A 21,902-nucleotide genomic window follows, 5' to 3' on the forward strand; every position below is an offset into this window, starting at 1 on the left:
GGAGATGTCTGCCATGGATCATGTATCGCGGCGCCTGTTCCTGGCGGGGGGCATTGCCATTGCCGGCGCCCCCGCATGGGCGGCGGTGCCCGCCGGGCGCATCGTCAATCCGCTGGTCCGCCAGCGTGCCGACGCGCAGGTGTTCCGCCACGTCGATGGCTGGTACTATCTGACCGGCTCGGTGCCCGAGTACGACCGGGTCGTGCTGCGGCGATCGCGCACGCTCGCCGGCCTGACCTCGGCGGAAGAGAAGGTGTTGTGGCGGCATCAGGCGAACGGGCCGATGTCGGGCTTCATATGGGCGCCGGAGCTGCATCTGATCGACGGCAGGTGGATCATCTACTTCGCCGCGGGCCCCAGCGGCGGCGGCGAGGACGTGTTCCGCATCCGTACGTACGCGATCGTCTGCGACGGGCCCGACCCGATGGCGGGCAAATGGGCGGTTCTGGGGCAGCTCCAGACGCCGTGGGACAGCTTCAACCTGGATTCGACCAGCTTCGTCCATCGCGGCACCCGCTATCTGGCCTGGGCGCAACGCGAGCCGGGGATCGACACCAACAGCAACCTCTACCTGGCGCCGCTCGCCACGCCGCTGACACTGGCGGCGAAGCCGTCGCGATTGACGGTGCCGACCCTCGCCTGGGAAACACAGGGGTTCAAGGTGGCGGAGGCGCCAGCCGTCCTGGCGCGGAACGGCCGCCTGTTCATGACCTATTCCGCCAGCGCGACCGACGCGCGTTACTGCATGGGCATGCTGACGGCGCGAGCGGACGCGGACATCATGGATCCGGCCGCCTGGACGAAGTCGCCGACGCAGGTCTTCGCGTCCTCGGCAGCAAACGGCGTCTGGGGCCCTGGACACAACAGCTTCACCGTCGACGAGCGCGGTCGCGACATGCTTGTCTATCACGCGCGCGACTATCGCGAGATCAAGGGCGATCCGCTGTTCGATCCGAACCGCCACACGCGTGTCCAGCCGATCGCCTATCGACCGGATGGCAGCCCGGATTTCGGCGTACCGGCGAAGAACGGCCCGCTTGCGTAGGAGGTGCGGACGATGAAGCGCGTTGCCGTCATCGCGGCAGCAATGCTGATCGCTGCGGCAGCGATCGGGGCGCGGGCGGACGCGCCCGTCGTCCCGACCAATCCGCTGCTGCCATCCGGGCCCGACCCATGGATCGTGCGGCAAGGTGCGACCTATTACTACATGAGCACGCTGGGCGATCGACTGGCGATCAGGCGGACGGACGACCTGTCGCGGCTGGACCGGGCACCGGAGGCCATCGTCTGGACACCGCCGGCCACCGGGTCCAACGCCCGGTCGATCTGGGCACCCGAACTGCACCGCATCGATGGCCGCTGGTTCATCTACTACACCGCCGCCGCCAGCGATCATGACGATGATGCCCATCGCGGCATCTTCGTGCTGGAGAATGCATCGCCAGACCCGACCAGGGGCCGCTGGATCGATCGCGGCCGGATCGTGACGCGCTGGCCCGGGATCGATGCCACGACCTTCGAACATCGCGGGCGACGTTACATGGTCTATTCACCCTATGTCGGGCCGGACAGCGTGCTGGCCATCGCGCCGATGCGGGATCCGTGGACGCTGGACGGACCCGAACGGATCATCGCACGTCCCGATCGCGACTGGGAACGGCAAGGCGGACGGCAGATACTGGAGGGACCGGCGTTCGTTCGCGGCCCGTCCGGCCGATTGTTCCTGACCTACTCGGCGAGCGCATGCTGGTCGGATGGCTATGCACTCGGCCTGCTGAGCGCCGCCGCCGACAGCGATCCGCTCGATCCGTCGGCGTGGACGAAGTCGGCAACGCCCGTGCTGCAAAGCAATCCAGCAGGACAGGTGTTCGCGCCCGGTCACAACGGTTTTTTCACCGGCCGGGACGGCAGGACATGGACCGTCTTCCACGCCAACCGCCGGGCGGGGATGAAGTGTACCGTCGCGCGGGCACCTCATGTCCAGCGCGTTCGATGGACGGCGAGCGGCGATCCCGTGTTCGCACCACCGATGACGGGGCCGGTCGGCGGGTCGGGCGAGGATTGATCGCCCGACCGCGACGGGTGCTTCAGGCCTTCTTGGCGGTCAGATGCGCACTCAGGTGCTTGTTCATCTCGAACATACTCGCCGATTTCTTGCCGAAGATCTTCTCCAGCTTGGCATCGGCGTTGATCTGGCGGCGGTCCTTGGCATCCTGAAGATCATGCTTCTTGATGTACTCCCATACCTTGCTGACGACCTCGCTGCGCGGCAGATCGTCCTTGCCGACGATCTCGGCCAGGTCGGCAGAAGGTGTCACCGGCGCGGTGATACCACCGCGGGCCCCGCCGGCGGCCTTGCCGGTCGCCTTGACCTTCTTTTCGGCTGCGACCGTCTCGTCCTTGCCGCGCTTCTCCGCCGATCGTGCCATCCTTCGCTCCCATGACTGCTTGCCCGATCCGCTTCGGGCTCACCGGTATAACGCGCAGTTTCAGCATTTGTCGCCACCTGAAATAGTGACATGGGGCTGCGCGTCGATCGGGGCATCGTCTCTGGTGCCGGGATGGACGCTCCCAACGGCATCAGTGTGTCAGAGTTGAGGTTGGGGCAACACGATCGCCAACAATTTCGGCGAGCGGTGCTTGGACTTCAACAACCCTTTCTATCCTTGGAAGACGTTCGAGCGCAGGGTGTTCCTTGTGTGCGCGGACGGCTGAGATTCGGAGGATTGCCCCTCCGCGTGCCAAGGAGCGGAACATCGGCGCTGCGGGCAGCGTGTACGATCGAGGAGTTGAGATGAGCGACACGGCCGCCCCGGAGCATGGCTGCTCCTTCCACATGATCGATCGCCGCGCGCTGCTCGTGGGGGGCAGCGTCCTGGCGGCCGGGGCTGCTTCGATCGCCACCGCGGCCATGCGGGTGCCTGCTGCATCCATCCGCCCCTTGCCGCTGAAGGACGTCCGCCTCACCCCTTCGATCTGGGCCGACGCGGTGGAAGCCAATCGAGGCTACGTCATGTCGCTCGAAGCCGATCGACTGCTCCACAATTTCCGCAAGGGAGCCGGCCTGCAGCCGAAAGGGGCGATCTATGCCGGTTGGGAGGACCAGAGCATCGCCGGCCATACCCTGGGTCACTACATGTCGGCGCTCGCGCTATTGTATGCACAGACGGACGACGAGGCTCCGCGCAGTCGTTTGCGCTACGTCGTCTCCGAACTGGCGGAGACCCAGGGCGCACACGGCGACGGTTATGTCGGCGGCACCACGATCGAGCGCGACGGCAGGACGATCGACGGCAAGGTCGCCTTCGAAGAGCTTCGCAGACGCAAGATCAGCCCGAACACGACGGTGCTGGGCGGCTTCAACGACAGCTGGGTACCGCTATACACCTGGCATAAGGTTCATGCCGGCGTGATCGACGCGATCCAGATCGCCGGGATCCGCGAGGCAGAGCCGGTCCTGCGCGGCATGAGCGACTACATGGTCGCCGTCTTCGCGCCACTGTCGGATGCCGAGGTCCAGACGGTCCTCGATCAGGAGTTCGGTGGCCTGAACGACAGCTTCGCGAATGCCTTCGCCGTGACGGGCGACGATCGGTATTTGATTTTCGCCAAGCGACTGCGTCATCGCAAGGTGCTTGATCCGCTCGCCGCAGGCCATGACGAGCTGGCAGGGCTGCACGCCAATACGCAGATACCCAAGGTGATCGGGCTGGCCCGGCTCTACGAGCTCGATGGCGATCCGCGCGATGCCGACGCCGCACGGTTCTTCCATCGCACGGTGACGGAGAACCACAGCTACGTGATCGGCGGGAACTCTGACCGTGAGAGTTTCGGCACTCCGCGGCAGCTGTCGACGCGGGTGTCCGATCGCACGTGCGAGCACTGCAACACCTATAACATGCTGAAGCTGACCCGGCATCTGTACGGGTGGCAGCCCCGCGCCGATCTGTTCGACTTCTACGAGCGCGCACACCTCAATCATGTGATGGCGTCACAGAACCCGAAGACCGGTGCCTTCGTCTATTACATGCCGCTGAGCTCGGGCGCCAAACGGACCTACTCCTCGCCAACCGACCATTTCTGGTGCTGCGTCGGCTCGGGAATGGAGAGCCACGCCAAGCATGGCGACTCCATCTACTGGGAGGATGGCTCGACACTGTACGTGAACCTGTTCATTCCTTCGCGGCTGGACTGGACCGAGCGCGGGCTGCAGCTGGAGATGCACACGCAGTTCCCTTACGGCAGCACCGTGAAGCTCGTCGTCAGCCGGCCGGCGAAGGAACCGCTTGCCATGGCGCTGCGCGTGCCGGCCTGGGCGGCCGGTCCGAGCATCACGATCAACGGTGCTCCAACCGCGCTGACGCACCGGAACGGCTACGCAATACTGGCCCGGCGATGGCACGCCGGAGACACGATCGAGCTAAGCCTGCCGATGACGTTGAAGGTGGAGGCCATGCCGGACGATCCGCGACTGGTGGCGTTTCGCCATGGCCCGGTCGTGCTGGCGGCCGATCTCGGCGATGAGACAGGCGTTTGGCATGGCATCGCGCCTGCGCTGCTGACGCGTGATGCCGCCGCGGCGGTGCGCGCGGTGGAACCTGAAAGGCACGTCTTCGCGGTAAGTGAAGCCGCGCCGACGGCAGTCACCCTGCGGCCGTTCTTCGATCAATATGATCAGCGAACGGCAGTCTACTTCCCCCTGCTGGACAAGCCGGAATGGGATGCGCTCGCGACGGCGCACGCCGCGGCCGAACTCGAGCGGAAGGAGGTGGAAAGGCGGACGATCGACCTTCTGCAGCCAACCGATTCCGCGCAGGAGCGTGCGCATAGCCTGACGAGCAAGGACACCGAGATCTGGTCGTACGGTGGCCGGGGCATGCGTATGGCCTGGTACACGCCCGGCAGCTTCGTCGAGGCGTCGCTGAAGGTCGAAGACGGGCCGATGGTGCTTCGGGCGTTGTATTGGGGCGAGGATGTCGGCCAGGACTTCCTGATCGAGGTGAATAGCCAGATCCTTGTCCGCGAGAAGCGCGCAGTTCGCCCGGTGAAGCGCTTCGTGGCAGTCGAGTATGCCTTGCCGCTGGAACTGACTCGTGGGCGCGAGCGTGTCCGGGTGCGTTTCACCTCGGCCGGCTCGGCTGCATCGGTTTACGAACTGAGGACCGTTCGGCCGGTGTGAGCCGGTGGCGGTACTAGTCGGCTGGTCGTTCCGAGCCAACCGTGCGCCGATGCCCCCCCGCACGCAGCGGGGGGGTAGGGAAAGGTCAGAAGCGGGCGCGGACCCCGAACAGATACCGTGCGCCGGTATTCTGGAGCAGCAACAGCCGCTCCTCGCGCACCGAGTAGTCACGCACGTACTGGTTGGTGATGTTCACCCCCTGCACGTATACCTGGAACTGCTCGTTGATGTCGTACGCGATGCTGGCATCGAACTGGCCATAGGCCTCGCGATTTTCGGGGCGGGATGCGGCGCCGAAGCAGGCGCGCTGGAACGACGAGCGCCAGTTGTACGAACCGCGCGCCTGAATGCCGAACTTTTCGTAGAAGACGCTGCCATTCGCCGAATGCGGGGACAGGCCGTTGTAGCCGCAATCGAGCGCCGACGCGCCCGCGCCCCGCTCGACCGAGCTGGTGACATAGGTGTAATTGCCCGCGACGCCGAAGCCGGAGAAAATGCCGGGCAGCCGATCGAGCGTATATTGTCCGCCGATCTCGACGCCGGCAATCCGGCCCGACTGGCCGTTGCGGGTGCGAGTGTCGAGGAACTGGCGCCCCGCGAACTGCACGGGCAACGTCTGGGTCTCGAGGAAATCGGAAAAGTCTTTCACAAATCCAGCAAGACTCAGATAACTGACATCGGCCAGATAATATTCGAGTGACAGGTCGTAGTTGGTCGACTTGAACGGCTTCAGCAACGGATTGCCACCGCCCGACGTCGCGTTCGTGATCCGGCCGCTGTACGAATTGTCGGTACCAAGCGACGTCAGGGTCGGGCGCGTCACCGTTTTTGACAGGGCCGCGCGCAGGAATACCTTCGGCGTGAATTCGTACTTGAAGTTCGCCGATGGCAGGACGTTGGTGTATTCGTTGTCGATCTGGATCGCTTGCGCCGGGCCAAAGTTAAAGTTCAGGTTATCGTCACCGGGATTCACCGTGATGCTGATGATCGGTTGTCCGAAGCCGCGTGACGTGACCTTGGTGTTGACGACGCGAACGCCGACATTGCCCGACCATTGGTCACCCCCGAGATTGGCGTTGAGATAACCGGCCAGTACCTTCTCCTGCACGTCCAGCCGCTGTGCGGGGCGATTGCGCAGGCCATATGGACCGCCGTCCAACGCCTGAACACGGGTTGCCTCCGCTGCCTGCTGCGCTGCCGTGCGCCCCTGTCGTGGAATGGCCAGGATCGCGGGCTGCGAGATATAGGCGAAGATGTCGGCCGGGTTGAACGTGAAGAAGTTGCGCGGGATCAGTTCGCTGCCCGATGCCTTGGTCAGATATCCGTCCAGTTCGTACGCCTGCACCAGATTGGCCGGGATGCTGACCTCGTAACCGCAATAGGTGCAGACCGAGTCCGAATTGTCGGCGATGTCGCGCGTCTTGCGCCGCTGGTTATAGGCGGCGCCGAAGCCGAGCGACTTCAGGGGACCGTATTCAGCCTTCCAGTCGCCGTCGGCGTGGAATTCGATCCCCTTGTCCTTGACCTCCACCAGCTGGTTGAGCGCGTAGTGCGCACGCAGGATGTTGGGATCGGTGATCGGCCCCAAATTGGACGCGGTGGGGATGTCATTTTCGGGCGTCAGATCGAACCGCGGCGATGTCTGGGCCAATGTGCCGACGACGACGAACTGGTGCGGCTGTTCGCGGGTCGCCTGTGTGGCGGAGACGTCGACCTTCAGCTTCAGGCGATCGGTGGCGTCCCAGGCCAGATTGGTACCGAACTGATAGCTCTCGGTATTCCGATCGTAGGTATAGACGATGTTGTCGTTCTGCGAGAGCGTCACGCGATCGTCGGCCAGCGCCGCCGCCGTCAGTGCCGGATTGGCAGCCAGGAATTGCGAGCCAGGTCGGTTGAATCCGGTGACCGTGCCGTTGGTATCGGTCTGCAACCCGATGAAGCGCGGCGTGAAGAACAGGCCGAAACGGCGAATGTCCTGAGAGACGTTGAATTTCGAATAGATGCCGTCGACGGTCAGCAGGAGGTTGTCGTTGATCTGCGACTGGATCGCGCCCGCGATGTTGATCCTTTCGCGGGTGTTGCTCTCGCGGTTGAAGTTCAGGTCGCGGGGCGTGTGGATATCGCCGCTGGTCGTCAACGCCGCGGCGGTGAGGCCGGTGGCGGTGGCGGGTGCGTTGATCAGCCCCTCCGGCCCCAGGATCCAGCCGCCGATATTGACGAAATCATTCTGGCTCTTGCGATTGGTGTACGATCCGGACAGCACGACGCCGAACGTCTTGTCATCGTTGGTCCAGGACGTCACCGCGGACAGATCGGGGCTGACCTTGTCGGCCAATGTATCGTAGATCCCGCCAGCGGCCGCCGAGAGGTGAAAGCCGGATTTGCCGTCCAGCGGTCGTGCCGTCACGACGTTCACCGTCGCGCCGATGCCGCCTTCCTGCAGTTGCGGTAGCGACGATTTGTAGACGTCGGTGCGCTGGATCATGTTGGACGACAGCACGTCGAACGAAAATTCGCGACCGTCATTGTCGGTCGCCATGATGCGGCCGTTGACCAGGACGGTGTTGAACTCCGGACCCAGCCCGCGAACGGTGATGAACTGTCCCTCGCCGCCGCTGCGATCGATCGCGACACCGGTGATACGCTGAAGCGATTCCGCCACGTTGTTGTCGGGAAACTTGCCGGTATCCTCGGCCGAAATCGAATCGACGATGTTGTCGGCATTGCGTTTGGTGGCGACGGACGACCGCAGGCTGCTGCGGATGCCGGTGACGACGATGTCCTCGTCGGACGCGGCTTCTGATGGCCCCTGGGGTTCGGCCGGCGCATCCGCCTGAGGTGTGCCGGTCGCAGCGACCGAATTGGCGTTGGATTGCGCGGTTGCCGGCACCGTCAGAAAGGCGAGCACGGTGGCACCTGCCAACAGATGAGCTTTCATATCCCCTCCTCTTATGTGAGCTCGTAAACTGCTCTCGTTAGAAATATCTGGTAAGAGTATTGATATGTCAATCGGGGGTGTTGGGAGCGGCCAGATAACATCGTGCTGGACGGCGGTGCGTTGCAGCATTTCACAAAACGCTGTTCTGTCTGCAATTTTCCTAGAATTTGACGCGATGCAGCGGACCTAGAGCAAATGCGATGATGTTTTTTGTCCGATCGCCATCGACATTAGTAGGTGTAGTGATACTATTTTGTGACAGGCTCGGGCACCCGCTGGTCCAAATTTCGCGACCATCGCTGATGTAACGGACGAGCCAAACGGGAGGGCAAAGATGAACGGAGCACAGATCAATCGCCGGGGGATATTGACCTCCGGGTTTGCCGGGGCGGCTGCGTCGATGGTGCTGCAGGCGATCGCTGAGGCGCAGGTGCCGGGCAGGGGGGTGCTCGCTCCAAGGCCGCCGATGGGCTGGAACAGCTGGAACAGCTTCGCGACCACGATCACCGAGGCGCAGGCGCGCGAAACGGCCGCGATCATGGCCAGCAAGCTGCTACCGTTCGGCTACGACATCTTCACCGTCGACATCCAGTGGTACGAGCCGGAGGCGTCGAGCTACGAGTATAATGGCAACCCGGTGCCGGCAATGGATGGATACGGCCGGCTGATTCCCGCGCCGAACCGCTTTCCGTCGAGTGCGGACGGATCCGGTTTCACGCAGCTGGCCAGTGACGTCCACCGCATGGGGATGAAGTTCGGCATCCACCTGATGCGCGGGATCCCCCGGCTGGCGGTGAAGAAGAATCTGCCCATCCTGGGCACGAAGTACCGTGCCGCCGACGTCGCCGATACGACCAGCATCTGTTCGTGGAACCCCGACATGTACGGCGTCGACATGACGAAGCCGGGCGCGCAGGCCTATTATGACAGCGTGTTCAAGCTGTACGCCGACTGGGGCGTCGACTTCGTCAAGATGGACGACATGAGCCGCCCCTATGACGCGCACGCGCCTGAAATCGAGGGCGCGCACAAGGCGATCGTCAACACCGGTCGTCCGATGATGCTCAGCCTATCGCCCGGCGAGACGCCGGTGATCCGCGGCGATCACGTTCGCCAATATGCCCAGATGTGGCGGATCAGCGATGACTTCTGGGACGAATGGGCGATGCTGGAGGCGCAGTTCACCAGGCTGGAAAACTGGAACACATGGCGCCGCCCGGGCGCTTGGCCCGATGCCGACATGCTGCCGCTGGGCCGACTGGCGCTGGGCAAGCGCGATACGAAGTTCACGCCCGACGAACAGCGCACACTGATGACATTGTGGTCGATCGCCCGCTCGCCGCTCATCATGGGCGGCGACCTGCGCTATCTCGATGCGCCGACGCTCGCGCTGCTGACCAACCGCGATGTGCTGGCGGTCAATCAGGCGAGTACCGACAATCGTCCGCATTTCGTGCAGGACGGCGCCCGCATCTGGTCCGCTCGGCCGGAGGGAAGCCAGGACCGCTACCTCGCGCTGTTCAACACCACGGACAAGCCCAAGGAGGTAACGATCGCCCTGCGTGATTTAGGCAAGTCGGGACCGGTCGCAATCCGCGATCTCTGGTCCGGCCGCGCCGCCGGCACCGCCCGTGGCCGCATCACGCGGACGGTATCGCCGCATGGCGCCGAACTCTATCGACTGACGTGATGGTGTCCTTGCGGTATACACTGACGGTGACTGTCGCTCGTGGTCGCCGCGGTGCTATGCTCCATGCGATGACGCTTCCAGTCAGCGGATTATGATGTCGGAAGGAGCGATGACCGGTCCAACGGACGAAAAGAAGCCGGCGCAGTCCTCCGGGCGACGGTTGCGCGGCGCGGTGGCGCACACGCTGGGGCGGGCGATCCTGGCCGGTGATTACACGCCGGGCGATGCGTTGCCGGGCGAACTCGTCTTCGCGGAGTCGCTCGGCGTTTCGCGTGGCGCCTATCGCGAGGCGGTTCAGGCGTTGATCGCCAAGGGACTGGTGGAAAGCCGGCCCAAATCGGGCACCCGCGTTCTGCCGCGGCATCGATGGAACATGCTCGATCCCGATGTGCTCGCCTGGGCCTTTGCGGACGAACCCGACATGCGATTGCTCCGCAGTCTGTTCGAGCTGCGCGCGGTGGTGGAACCGGCTGCGGCGGCCTTCGCGGCGGAGCGCCGCGACCGTGACGATTTGAAGACGCTGAAAGATGCGCTGGGCAGGATGCGTCGCCACACTCTGTCGAACGATGCGGGACGGGCGGCCGACCGCGAGTTTCACGCCGCCATCCTGACAGCATCGCGCAACGATGCCCTGATAACGCTCAGTGCCGGCATCACCGCGGCCGTCGAATGGACGACCCAACTCAAGCAGCGCGACCGCGCCCTGCCGCGCGATCCGATGCCCGAACATGTCGCGGTCTATGATGCGATCGCCGACACCGACCCTGCAGCCGCCGCGGCGGCGATGCGCAAGCTGGTCGATCTTGCGCTGGCAGATACCCGTGCTGCGCTGGAACGACCCGTCGAATGACCGTCTGGATTGACTTGCTATCCTGCTTCGCTGGCAACGAATGCCGGATCACGACGCACGGGCGGGTCGCCTTGGCCGCGTTGCCGATGAGCAAGTCCAGTGACAGCATCGGCGGCTATTACCAGCACGGTACGGCGCGGGAACGAACCCTGCATCATACGATCTCCGGCAGCTTCGCCAGATGCTTGTCGAGCGTGATCGGATATTCCCGAACTCGAACTCCCGTCGCATTATAGACCGCGTTGGCAATGGCCGGTGCGACGCCGGAGATACCAAGCTCGCCTACGCCCTTCGCCTTGACGGGCGACATGGTCGGATCGGTTTCTTCCAGGAAGACCACTTCCTGATGCGGGATATCGGCATGGACCGGCACTTCGTATCCGGCGAGGTCGTGATTGACGAAGAAGCCGAAGCGCTTGTCCACGGCCAGCTCTTCCATCAGCGCCGCGCCCGCGCCGCCGACCATGCCGCCGATCACCTGACTGCGGGCAGTGATGGGATTCAGGATGCGACCCGCGGCGCAAACGGCGAGCATCCGCCGGATGCGGATTTCACCGGTATAGGCATCGACCGCGACCTCGCAGAAATGGGCACCGAAGGTCTGCTGCGAGAAGTGCTTGGACAGGTCGCCATATTCCATCTTGTCTTCGGCCGTGATCGCGCCGTCCTTCGCGGCCTGCGCGAGCGACGCCCGGCGATTGCCGGCACGGACCTCCCCGTCGACGAACTCGGCGTCGGCAGAGTTGAACCCAAGCTTTGCCGCCACGGCGTCGCGCAGTTTGACGCACGCGGCATAGGCACCGGCGGTGGCGGATGCGGCACCACCCTGTCCGCCGCCGCCAAACGCTTCAGGGAAGTCCGAGTCCGCGAGCTTCACCACGACGCGGTCGAGGCGCACGCCCATCATTTCGGCGACCGTCTGGCCGATGATGGTGTAGCTGCCCGTGCCCATGTCGGTCATGTTGCTTTCGACGGTCACGATCCCCTTGCCGTCGAGCGTGACACGGGCGCCTGCCGGGATGATCGGCGCGCCGCGGATCGCGGATGCCATGCCCATGCCGATCAACCAGCGGCCTTCCCGGCGACTGCCGGGCTTGGCCTGGCGCTCCTTCCAGCCGAAGCGCTCGGCGCCGGTGCGCAGGCAGGGGACGAGCTGACGGATCGAGAAGGGGCGCGGCGTTTGGCCTTCCTCGCCGGGCACGACCTGGGTATCGTTGATGACGCGCAGCTCCACCGGGTCCATCACCAGCTTCTCGGCCAGTTCGTCCATCGCCACTTCGAGCGCCATCAGGCCCGACGCCTCACCCGGTGCGCGCATGGCGTTGCCTTCGGGCAGGTCGAGCGTCGCGAGCCGGGTCAGGTTTAGGCGGTTGGCCCCTGCGTAGAGCAACTGCGTCTGCGCGGCTGCGATTTCCGGACCGCCCCCCGGCAAATTGCCCGACAGGGTTTCGTGGCCGACCGCGACCAGCTTGCCGTCGCGCCCCGCCGCCAGACGAACCCGCTGGATCGTGGCCGGGCGGTGGGTCGTGTTGTTCGGCATCAGCGGACGCGGCAGCGCCACCTTCACCGCACGGCCGATGGCGCGAGCGCCAAGCGCCGCGAGGATCGCGTCCGAACAGACGCTACCCTTTCCGCCGAACCCGCCACCGATGTAGGTCGCGACGATGCGGATCTTTTCCTGCGGAATACCGAGCTTGTTGCCGAGGTCACGGCGCGCCCACCCCACGATCTGCTGCGCCGACCATATTGTCAGGTGGTCATCGTCCCAGCGCGCGATCGTGGCGTGCGGCTCCAGCATCATGTGGCTGTGGTCGGGGGTGGTGTAGGTCGCATCGACCTTCACGGGGGCCGTCGCGAATGCCTTGTCGAAGTCACCGATTAGGATGTCCAGCTGACGCTGATGCGGCTTTGCGCCGGCGCGCGCTGCGGCTAGGTCGAACGCGCCCTGCGCGCGCGCATAATCGACGTGGATCAGCGAGGCGGCATGGCGCGCCTGTTCGAACGTCTCGGCGACGACCAGCGCGATCGCCTGATGATAATGCTCGATCTCCGGTCCGGCGAGCGGCTTGGCGACGTAGAACCCTGCCGTCTGGATCGGACCGGCATTGTCCGCCGTCACGATCGCGAGGACGCCGGGCGCTGCTTTGGCTTCGCCCACATCCATCGACGAAATGCGGCCCTTCGCGATGGCTGAGCCGACGATATAGCCATAGGCGGCGTTCGGCGCGGCCTCATGGTTCTCGTAGGAATAGACTGCACGTCCGGTCGTCTTCAGCGGACCCTCGATGCGCGTATGCGGCTTGCCGACGACCTTTCCCTGATCGATCGGGTTGGCGCCTGCTGGCGTGTCGAACTTCATGCTGACTTGCCCTTTGCAAAGGTGAGCTTCAGCTGCCGGCGCAGCGCATCGAGCAGCGTCGCACGGGTATCGAGCGTGAGGTCATGGCGCCTGCCATCGACGGCGAGCAATACCGGCATGATCGCGGCCTGGACTGCCTTTGCAGTTTTCGCTTCCCCGTGCGGAGCCACCACCAGTGTGGCCGCGGCGGGCCTGCCGGCGAAGACTCGTCGGCTCGATATTTCCATCTCGACCATCATCGCCGCTCTCCCGTTACAGCTTGTCGTATAAGTCTTCGGCGACCGGTTCGAGCCAGGTCACAGACGTTCCGTCCTGCGCTTCCGACACCGCGACATGCGTCATCTCCGTATCGCGGGCCGCACCATGCCAGTGCTTGACGCCCGGCGAGATGAATACGGTGTCGCCCGTCGCGATCGGCTTTGCCGCTTCGCCGTCGACCTGGACCCATCCATGCCCAGCGGTGACGATGAGCAGTTGCCCCAATGGATGCGTGTGCCAGTTCGTATGTGCCCCCGGCTGGAACGTCACCGTCGCACCGCCAAGGCGCGCGTCGCCGGTGCCTTTGAACGGCGACGTGACCGACACGCCGCCGGTGAAATAGTCGGCGGGACCAGAACTCGGCTCCTGACCGGGATGAATGACCTGGACGTCGGACATGGCGGCAACGTCCTTGTTGGCGAACACTCTGCCCGCGACGCCGATGGCGGCGTTCGCCTTTGGCCACCCCGCGTAGAAAGCGAGGTGGGTCATCGCCTCGACGATCTGCGCCTGGGTAAGGCCGTTGTCGACGCCGCGTTGAACGTGGAAGGCGAGCTGGTCGCCGTCACCACCTGCCGCGAGCGCGGCGATGGTGACGAGGCTGCGATCGCGGGGCGACAGATCGGTGCGTCGCCACAATTCGGCGAACACGACGTCGTTGGTCAGCTGCGCGAGTTTGGGTGCGATCGGCGCGAGCGTCGTCACGACAGTCGCAGCGCGCGCGGGATCGGACGCGGGGAGCGGCGCGGTGGTCGGGGGAATGGCCGTGAACGACGCCGGATCGACCTGGCGCGCGGTGAACACCTTCTCGACCTCATTCAAGGCCGACACGGCGTTCGGCCATCCGGTGTAGAACGCGAGCTGCGTCACCATGCCCGCCACCTCTGGCGGCTTGACGCCGTTATCGAGGCCGCGGCCAAGATGGCTGGCCAACTGAGCGCCCTTACCGGTCGCGATCAGCACCGACAGGGTGACGATGCTGCGATCGCGTGGGCTGAGTTCGGGACGGACCCAGACGTCGCCGAACAGCACCAAGTCAGTATAGCGCGCCAGTGTCGGTGCGATCGTCTGCATGTTCTTCGGCGCGACCGACGGTCGGTCCTGAGCCTCGGCCGGCACAGCCATCGCCAGCATTGCAGCAGCAGCGGCCTTCACCGTCTCTTCTCCCATTCTACCCTCTCTTTTTCTCCGCGGGCCGATGCCGGAACATCACCCGGAAATGACAATCCGAGCTTCCATTCGCCGAGCCACTTCACCATCGCCGGAACGCGATGGTCGAAGAAGCTGCTGGCGTTCTGATCGAGCGTTGCAATGGCCTCGAGGTCGCCGGCGTCGGGGTCGAAATCGAAGATGTCGGAGTGCTGCGCCATGCGCTGCTGGTCATGGGCGTGGTCCTTGTTCGGTGCAGCCAAGTCCTGATCGGTCAGTGGCATGCCCGACGCCGCCAGGGTTTTCCTCAAGCCGCTCGAGCTTGGTCGTACCGGGGATCGGCACGATCCATGATATCTCGAGGCCGCTGCGATCCTGTGGGCGCTTCTGCAACATCACATCCTGCTTCACCTATGGGTTCAATCGTCTGAACCGTGAAGACGACCATGTAACCTGCGGCACCTGTACGGATTAGACGGGGTAAATCGCTTGGGCTTATGACTTCAGATCATGAAACTCATGGTGCTAAGTCTGACGTGAAGCCTGAGGGCAGGGGTAAAGTGGCCATGTCTGGCTGGGGTTAAAGAGCGCGGCTTCATCAGAGCCGCGCCGAAACACGGCCTCTCACAATCTGCGCTCATCATATCGACGCAGCGTATGAAAGGGAGGGGGCTGCGGCTCGAGAGCCACTACGCATGGTATTGGTGAGCTGCGGATTGATCAGCGCTGATTGACCTTGGTGATCGCCAACTTGCCATGCGGCACGATCAGCGCTGCCGGTTGCCCTCCTCACGCTGCTTCGCTGCGCGCTCCGTCAGCGTCTTCAAGGTCTCGTCAAACCGGCCCTCGCGCTCGGCCTGTCGCAGGAACTGCACTTCATCGACCAGGATCTCGGGCGGAGTCGATTGCCGGCCGAACTGCGCGGCGACAGCATCGGCGAACGCGTCGAGCGGCATGTAGCCCGGACGGTTCGCCTGCCCCGGCGTAAGATCGGTCTGCACGCCCGGCGGCGCCAGCTCGATCACCTCTACCTTCCCCGCAAGCTGGGTCCGCAACGAAACCGTATAGGAATGGATTGCCGCCTTGGTCGCCGAGTAGGTCGGTGCCGCCACCAGCGGCACATAGGCGAGGCCCGAGGTGACCGTGACGATCGCGGCATCGGGCTGTCCTGTCAGATGGTCGATCAGCGCGTTGGTCAGTCGGATCGGGCCGAGGACGTTGATCGCGAGCGTGGCTTCAGCATCGACCAGGCTGCGCCGCTTCGTCAGGTCCTCGAACATCATGATGCCGGCGTTGTTGAACAGCACGTTCAGCGACGGGAAGTCCGCCACGACTTTATCGGCAAACGCGTCGACGGCTTCGGCGTCCTCGACATCCAGGGTCATGATGTGGATTCGATCGCGTCCCTTCGCCGCTTGTTGCAGCGCTTCCGGTCGTCGCCCGACGATGATGACGGTGTCGCCACGGTCGTGGAAGCGGTGGGCGAGTGCCTCACCGATGCCGCTTCCCCCACCCGTCATCAGGATCGTGTTGCCGCTGGTCTTCATGGTCGATCGCTCCGCACCGGGACATGTTCGCCGGTCCAGAATGATCGCCGCACCGAATCGTTCATCGATGCTCCGGTACTTGCGACGGCTGAAAACGACTGACCGGCTCTTATGTGGGCTCAAACGGTCGTGGATGATCGGTGCCGGGTCAATGCGGCGCCAACCCGCTTTCGAAGCCGGTCTTGTCGTGGAGCGCGAAGCGATCGACGAGGTCGGCGCTCGCACGGTTGTAGCCGACGACGTCAACTTCGCGTCCGTCCCGACGCAGGCGGCCGACGACCTTGTCGAGTGCGCCGACGCCCGAGATGTCCCAGAAGTGTGCGCCGCTGACGTCGATCAGGACATGTCTGGCGGAACCCTCAGCCTGGAAGGCGCGGGTAAAGCGGTCGACCGACGCAAAGAAGATCTCGCCGGTGACCCGGTAGGTCTCGCGTTTGCCGTCTGCGCTATCCTCTCGCTCCACGGCGAACATTCGCTGCACCTTGCCGGCAAAGAAGATGCCCGACAGCAGCACGCCGGCGAACACGCCCAGCGACAGGTCACGGGTAGCCACGACGACCACGACCGTCGTCAGCATGACGATGGAGGAAGTCGGCGGGTGGCGCCGGAGGTTGGCGATCGAGTTCCAGCTGAACGTTCCGATCGACACCATGATCATGACGGCGACCAGCGCCGGCATCGGCACGCGCCCGACGAGGGGGCCTAGCACTGCCAGAAGGAACAGCAGGAACGCGCCCGCCACGAAGGTGGAGAGCCGCCCGCGACCGCCCGAGGTCACGTTTATGACCGACTGGCCGATCATCGCGCAGCCACCCATGCCCCCGAACATCGCGGCAACGATGTTCGCACCTCCCTGGCCGGCACATTCCACGCGTTTGGCGCTGTCCGTGTCCGTCATGTCATCCACGATCTGCGCGGTAAGCAGAGACTCGAGCAATCCGACCGCGGCCATCGTCAGCGAATAGGGCAGGATGATCCGCAAGGTGTCGAACGTCAGCGGCACATTCGGCAGGGCGAGGCCGGGCAGCCCCTCCGGCAGCTTGCCCATGTCGCCGACCGTGTTGACCGACAAACCTAGTCCGATGCTGACCGCACTCAGGATGAGGATGGCGACCAGCGGCGACGGGACGGCCTTCGTGATGCGTGGAAAGCCGTAGATGATCGCGAGCCCGGCCACGACCATCGCATAGGTCTGCCAGCCGACGTTCGTCAGCTGCGGCAGCTGGGCCAGGAAGATCAGGATCGCGAGCGCGTTGACAAAGCCGGTGATGACCGATCGTGAGACGAACTGCATGACCAGATTGAGGCGCAGGAGCCCTGCGGCGATCTGGATCATTCCCATCAGGATCGTCGCGGCGAACAGATAGTCGACGCCGTGATCGCGAACGAGCGGGACGACCACCACCGCGACCGCGGCAGTCGCGGCCGAGATCATGCCCGGGCGGCCACCGATCAGCGCGATGGTGATGGCGATCGCGACCGAGGCGTAGAGCCCTGTGCGCGGGTCGACGCCCGCGATGATCGAGAAGCCGATCGCTTCGGGTATCAATGCAAGCGCGACGACGATGCCGGCCAGTATGTCGCGGCGAGCGGCGGCACCGTCAGCGAACCACTGGCGGCGATAGGATGTAAGATCGAACTTCATGGGAATTCCACATCAGGGCACATGGCGCAGCTGGTCAGCGCGTAGGGGTTGCATGTGTGATGTTGTCCGGCGGATTGGCGGCCGGCATAGCCACCCGGGGTCTCACCGGGTCCTTGCGATTGCGGATGCTCTTAGATGAACTCGCTGGTAAGGCACAACCAGCGTCCCGGGCTATTTGGCGTTGGTTTCTCCGCAGGCGGAATGAGTGTCCTAATTCAGGATGCACGAACTTGCGGTTGAAGGCCGACGTCCGGCCTTTCACCGGTCGCTCCGTTGCTGCGGCATCGCTTCAATGACAAACTGAGCCAAAGGGGCAGGGGGACGTAATGATCTGTCTAGCGTTGTTGGCGATCCAGGTTGCTCCTGCGAGCTTCGATGCCGTTGCGGCTGCGCCAAACAGTCATCGTATCCTGCTGGAGGACGACAAGATCCGCGTCGTGCGTGTCGAGGTGGCGCCCGACGTGACGGAACCTGTTCACGATCATCGTTGGCCGAGCGTGATGTATTTCGAACAGCCCCAGCCAATCACGTACATCACCTACAAGCTGATCGAGGGCCGGCCGGTCGAGACCGGGCGTTTCGATGCGCCTGCGTGCGCCAAGTCTCAAACGGAAAGAGGTGATCCGGAAGGATTGCATGCCGTCATGAACCGAGGATCCGCGCCCTTCCTTGCGATCCGGGTCGAGTTCAAGAACAGTGTCGTGCCTGCGGGAGAATAGTGCGGCGCTATAGCGACGGCATGTGAGCGGCACGCTGGCCAGTTGCCTTCATCTCGGCCCGGCATCGGTCGATGCCCGATGCCTCGTTCCAGCGGCTATAGGCGGAATGGATGGTCAGGGTTGGGTGGGCTCCGATTAGATCGAACGGCTGGTTATGTTGAGCGTCGCTGCAACTCTTCGAAGATGACAAGCATGTCATCTCTGCATCACGGCCGAGATGCCGCCATAAAGCCTCCCAGCATAATCCTGTTCTATAGCTGTATCTTCTTTGACACGCTTCGGTGGCAAAACGATCGTTCGCGAGATTAGGACACGGAAGCGACTTGCTTAGGATTATAGAGCCTGATTGTTTCTGGCGGTCGGAAGGGTGAATGACACCCTCCGGGCGTTCAGGGGACATAATCAATGCGCACCAAATCGCCGCTTCATCTCGGAGTTCCCTGCGCTGCGCTGTGCATCGCTATCATCGCAACGCCCGCCGTCGCCCAAGATGCCGACGGGCAGAATGCGGGCGTGCAGGAGACGGGCGCTGTCCTCGCGCAAGCGACGCAACCCGAGTCTTCCGGCGAAGACATCGTCATCACAGGATCGCGTATCCGCCGCGATCCGCTCGATCAGGCCTCTCCGGTCATCACCGTTGACGATGCCGCCATCCAGCGGACGGGCCTGACTTCGATCGCGGATGTTCTTCAGCGGCTGCCCAGCGCCGCCGGTGGATTGAACACGAAGGTGAACAACTCGGGCAATCTCGGCAATCCGCCAGACGGCGGCGGCGTCGGTGCGGGCTCGTCCGAGATCGACCTGCGCTATCTAAGCGCCAAGCGGACGCTGGTCCTAGTCGACGGCCTGCGCTTCGTCAACGGCACGAGCGGCAGCGGCATCCCGGCGACCGTCGATCTCAACACGATCCCCGCCAGCATGATCGACCGGGTCGAGGTGCTGCAGGCGGGCGCGTCTCCGCTCTATGGGTCCGATGCGATCGCCGGCGTCGTCAACGTCATAACCAAGCAGCGGCAGCAGGGCCTCCGCCTCGCCGGGCAGTTCGGCACCTTCCGCGCCGGCGACGGCCACACCTATAACGTCGATGCGAGTTACGGCATCCAGAGCGACCGGACCGGCAGCAGCCTGGTGTTCGGTGCCAGCTATGTGAACCAGAAGGCGGTGCGATCGGGTGATCGCGACATCTCGCTGTTTCCGAATCCCGGTCAGACGGCGTGTACCGATCCGATCGGCGGCTGCAGCAGCGCGGCGGTCAACGGTCGTTTCCTGACCAGTTTTGGCAACCAGACGATCAGCAACCCGCCCGACAACAATCCTACGCTGGCTGAGTTGAGGGCGTTCACCGCATCCGACCGATTCAATTTCGCACCGTTCAACTATATCCTGACACCGTCGGAGCGGTACGGCGCATGGATGAGCTTCCGGCAGGAGCTGGGCGGCGGCACCAACCTGCGGGTCAAGGCATCCTACAATCGGCGAAATTCCGAGAACCAGGCCGCGTTCGAGCCGCTGTTCATCGGGCCGGACGCCGGCAACGGCGCCGGCAGCCTGTTCGACACGCTCAGCATCGATGCGACGAACCCGTTCAACCCGTTTGGCGTGACGCTGGAATCGGGGCTGAACCCCAACGGCACCGCCAACGGGCGCGCGCCCAACTATTCTTTCGTTGCGCGGCGCCTGGTCGAGGCCGGGCAGCGAACCTTCAACCAGCGCGTCGATACGTTCTCCGCCACCGCCACCCTCGACGGGTCGTTCGACGTCGCTTCGCGCAAGTTCTATTGGGACGCCAACGCCGCCGTCGGCGTCAACGACGCGCACCAGAGCTTCACCGGCAACGTGCGTGCCGATCTGGTCGCACTGGCCATCGGGCCGGTGGCGAACTGCACCGGTGCGTGCGTGCCGCTGAACCTGTTCGGCGGCGCTGGATCGATCACGCCGGCAATGCTGAATTATATTGGCTTCACGCAACGCGACAAAAGCGACCAGCATCTGTGGGACTACACGCTGAACGTCAGCGGCGACCTGCTCGATCTGCCGGCCGGGCCGCTCGCGATCGCGGTCGGCTACGAGCATCGCATCCAGAGTGCCAGCTTCGATCCCGATCCGATCGTCGCGGCCGGTCTTGGTGCCGACATCCCCGCCCAGCCGGCACGCGGCCGGTACAATTCGGACGAGGTCTATGCCGAGCTCCGGATTCCGATCCTGAAGGACGCGCCGTTCTTCTCTTCGCTCGAGGTCGACGGGGCGGTGCGGCACGCAAGCTATTCGCTGAGCGGCAGCAGCACCACCTACACGGGCACCGGCCTGTGGAAACCGGTCGAGGATCTGCTGATCCGTGGCTCCTACACCACCGGGTTCCGCGCGCCGAGCCTCGGCGAACTGTTCGGCGGGCGCTCGCGGTTCGATCTGCCCGTGAACGATCCGTGCTCCAGCGCGTCGACCGGCCTGTTCCAGACCAATGCAACGGTGCGGGCCAACTGCATTGCCGACGGCGTGCCCGCCAATGGCAGCTACGCCGAGGAGCCCGGCCAGCTGCCGGTCATCACTCAGGGCAATCGCGATCTCGATCCCGAGAAGTCCCGCAATATAACCGCTGGGATCGTCTATGCGCCGCGTTGGGCGCGCAGCGGCGGCTTCGCGAGCCTCTTCAACATCGAGGCCAACTATTACGACATCCGGGTCCGGAAGGCGATCGCCGCGTTCGACCCCAATGCCACGCTGAACAACTGTGCGTTGGGCGGCGACGCAGCGAGCTGCGCCCTGGTGATCCGCACCGCCAATGGTTTCATCAACGCGATCAACGGGACGTTGCAGAACCTGGACAGCATCCGCACCCGCGGCATCGACCTGACCGCCAATTATCGGTCGCCGCAGACCAGCGTCGGTAGCTTCGGCCTGTCGCTGAACGCCACCCGGCTGCTAAAATACGTGCTGTCGGCATCGAACGGCTTCGTCGTGCTCGATCGCAAGGGCACCGAGCGCGGCAGCCCCGATCAGGCGTTCCCCAAGTACAAGGGCAATGCGACGATCGATTGGCAGTCCGATTGGCTCGGCGCTTCGTTCACCGGCCGCTATATCGACCATGTCGTGGAAACCGGTGCCGACAACCGGATGAACAGTCGTCTGTATGGCGACATCCAGATCCGAATCACGCCTCTGTTCATGGGTAAGCGCTTCGGCATCGCCGCGGGCGTGAACAACGTCTTCAACTCTGATCCGCCGGCATGCTTCAGCTGCAGCCTCAACAATTTCGACCCGACGACCTACGACGTACCGGGACAGTTCGGATATCTGAAGTTGAGCGTCGGTCTGTAAACAGAAGACGGGCCGGTCACTCACCGGCCCGTTGTCTGGGTGTGCGATCAGCCATTCGAACACCTGCTGGCGGGAAGGCAACGATGCCGGCGGAGCCGATGCCCTAGGACCGTTGCAAGCCAGCCTTCCATAATAAGTGCCACGTGGCCGTTGATAGCGAACATCGCCGGCTCCGATCGAAATGCGATCCAGCGTGTTCGCCGCTAGCGCATTTTCCTTTTAACGGATCATGTACAAGAAAGTGGGTGCTGAG

General features: G+C 64.0%; 14 protein-coding genes, 1 pseudogene and 1 other annotated feature. Of the genes and pseudogenes, 7 read left to right on the forward strand and 8 right to left on the reverse strand.

The window, feature by feature from the left end:
• Positions 1-13 precede the first annotated feature (13 nt).
• Together ABC319_RS18170 and ABC319_RS18175 are read left to right on the forward strand one after the other, a co-directional pair.
• Positions 14-1,039: pseudogene (locus tag ABC319_RS18170) on the forward strand (glycoside hydrolase family 43 protein); the annotation flags it as partial.
• Between the two features lie 18 nt (positions 1,040-1,057).
• Positions 1,058-2,065 carry a glycoside hydrolase family 43 protein gene (locus tag ABC319_RS18175; RefSeq protein ID WP_413071562.1) on the forward strand — a complete coding sequence of 336 codons (1,008 nt, stop codon included), beginning with the start codon at positions 1,058-1,060 and terminating at the stop codon, positions 2,063-2,065.
• Positions 2,066-2,087: 22 nt separating this feature from the next.
• Here the strand turns inward: ABC319_RS18175 and ABC319_RS18180 are convergent, their stop codons facing one another.
• Positions 2,088-2,429 (reverse strand): SWIB/MDM2 domain-containing protein, encoded by a 342-nt coding sequence (locus ABC319_RS18180; protein ID WP_413071563.1) that lies wholly within the window; start codon positions 2,427-2,429, stop codon positions 2,088-2,090.
• A 407-nt stretch (positions 2,430-2,836) separates the two neighbouring features.
• On the opposite strand from ABC319_RS18180, the gene ABC319_RS18185 reads away from it, so the two are divergent.
• Complete coding sequence (locus ABC319_RS18185; protein ID WP_413071564.1) at positions 2,837-5,179, forward strand: glycoside hydrolase family 127 protein; 2,343 nt, start codon at positions 2,837-2,839, stop codon at positions 5,177-5,179.
• Between the two features lie 85 nt (positions 5,180-5,264).
• Here the strand turns inward: ABC319_RS18185 and ABC319_RS18190 are convergent, their stop codons facing one another.
• On the reverse strand, positions 5,265-8,117 hold the full coding sequence (locus tag ABC319_RS18190; RefSeq protein WP_413071565.1) for a TonB-dependent receptor: 2,853 nt from the start codon (positions 8,115-8,117) through the stop codon (positions 5,265-5,267).
• A gap of 334 nt (positions 8,118-8,451) precedes the next feature.
• Between ABC319_RS18190 and ABC319_RS18195 the strand changes: the two genes are divergently transcribed.
• Both ABC319_RS18195 and ABC319_RS18200 read left to right on the forward strand, forming a co-directional pair.
• A complete protein-coding gene (locus ABC319_RS18195) occupies positions 8,452-9,807 on the forward strand; it encodes a glycoside hydrolase family 27 protein (RefSeq protein WP_413071566.1) in 1,356 nt (451 codons plus the stop codon).
• 109 nt (positions 9,808-9,916) lie between these two features.
• Entirely contained in the window at positions 9,917-10,657 is a 741-nt protein-coding gene (locus ABC319_RS18200) for a FadR/GntR family transcriptional regulator (RefSeq protein WP_413071567.1), read from the forward strand.
• 154 nt (positions 10,658-10,811) lie between these two features.
• On the opposite strand, the gene paoC is transcribed toward ABC319_RS18200, so the two are convergent.
• The 6 genes from paoC to ABC319_RS18230 form a co-directional block, all read right to left on the reverse strand.
• Complete coding sequence (paoC, locus tag ABC319_RS18205; RefSeq protein WP_413071568.1) at positions 10,812-13,016, reverse strand: aldehyde oxidoreductase molybdenum-binding subunit PaoC; 2,205 nt, start codon at positions 13,014-13,016, stop codon at positions 10,812-10,814.
• A complete protein-coding gene (locus ABC319_RS18210; protein WP_413071569.1) occupies positions 13,013-13,255 on the reverse strand; it encodes a CoxS/CutS family dehydrogenase iron-sulfur subunit in 243 nt (80 codons plus the stop codon). The genes paoC and ABC319_RS18210 overlap by 4 nt, the downstream gene beginning before the upstream one ends.
• A gap of 13 nt (positions 13,256-13,268) precedes the next feature.
• Complete coding sequence (locus ABC319_RS18215) at positions 13,269-14,444, reverse strand: (R)-mandelonitrile lyase (RefSeq protein ID WP_413071570.1); 1,176 nt, start codon at positions 14,442-14,444, stop codon at positions 13,269-13,271.
• Positions 14,426-14,707 (reverse strand): hypothetical protein, encoded by a 282-nt coding sequence (locus ABC319_RS18220; protein WP_413071571.1) that lies wholly within the window; start codon positions 14,705-14,707, stop codon positions 14,426-14,428. Before ABC319_RS18220 ends, ABC319_RS18215 begins: the two co-directional genes overlap by 19 nt.
• A 483-nt stretch (positions 14,708-15,190) precedes the next feature.
• Positions 15,191-16,216 (reverse strand): SDR family oxidoreductase, encoded by a 1,026-nt coding sequence (locus ABC319_RS18225; RefSeq protein WP_413071572.1) that lies wholly within the window; start codon positions 16,214-16,216, stop codon positions 15,191-15,193.
• Positions 16,119-17,615: a SulP family inorganic anion transporter gene (locus tag ABC319_RS18230; RefSeq protein ID WP_413071573.1), complete on the reverse strand. Its 1,497-nt coding sequence runs from the start codon at positions 17,613-17,615 to the stop codon at positions 16,119-16,121. Before ABC319_RS18230 ends, ABC319_RS18225 begins: the two co-directional genes overlap by 98 nt.
• 60 nt (positions 17,616-17,675) lie before the next feature.
• Positions 17,676-17,731: a sequence feature (sul1 is cis-regulatory element that is thought to sense ions involved in sulfur or methionine metabolism; They are found in Alphaproteobacteria), on the reverse strand.
• A gap of 225 nt (positions 17,732-17,956) precedes the next feature.
• Here ABC319_RS18230 and ABC319_RS18235 point away from each other — a divergent pair.
• Positions 17,957-18,334 carry a hypothetical protein gene (locus tag ABC319_RS18235; protein ID WP_413071574.1) on the forward strand — a complete coding sequence of 126 codons (378 nt, stop codon included), beginning with the start codon at positions 17,957-17,959 and terminating at the stop codon, positions 18,332-18,334.
• A gap of 405 nt (positions 18,335-18,739) precedes the next feature.
• Entirely contained in the window at positions 18,740-21,649 is a 2,910-nt protein-coding gene (locus tag ABC319_RS18240; protein WP_413071575.1) for a TonB-dependent receptor domain-containing protein, read from the forward strand.
• Positions 21,650-21,902: the final 253 nt, after the last annotated feature.

It is taken from the genome of Sphingomonas phoenicis, assembly GCF_047238005.1.
In the GTDB taxonomy this organism is placed as follows: domain Bacteria; phylum Pseudomonadota; class Alphaproteobacteria; order Sphingomonadales; family Sphingomonadaceae; genus Sphingomonas.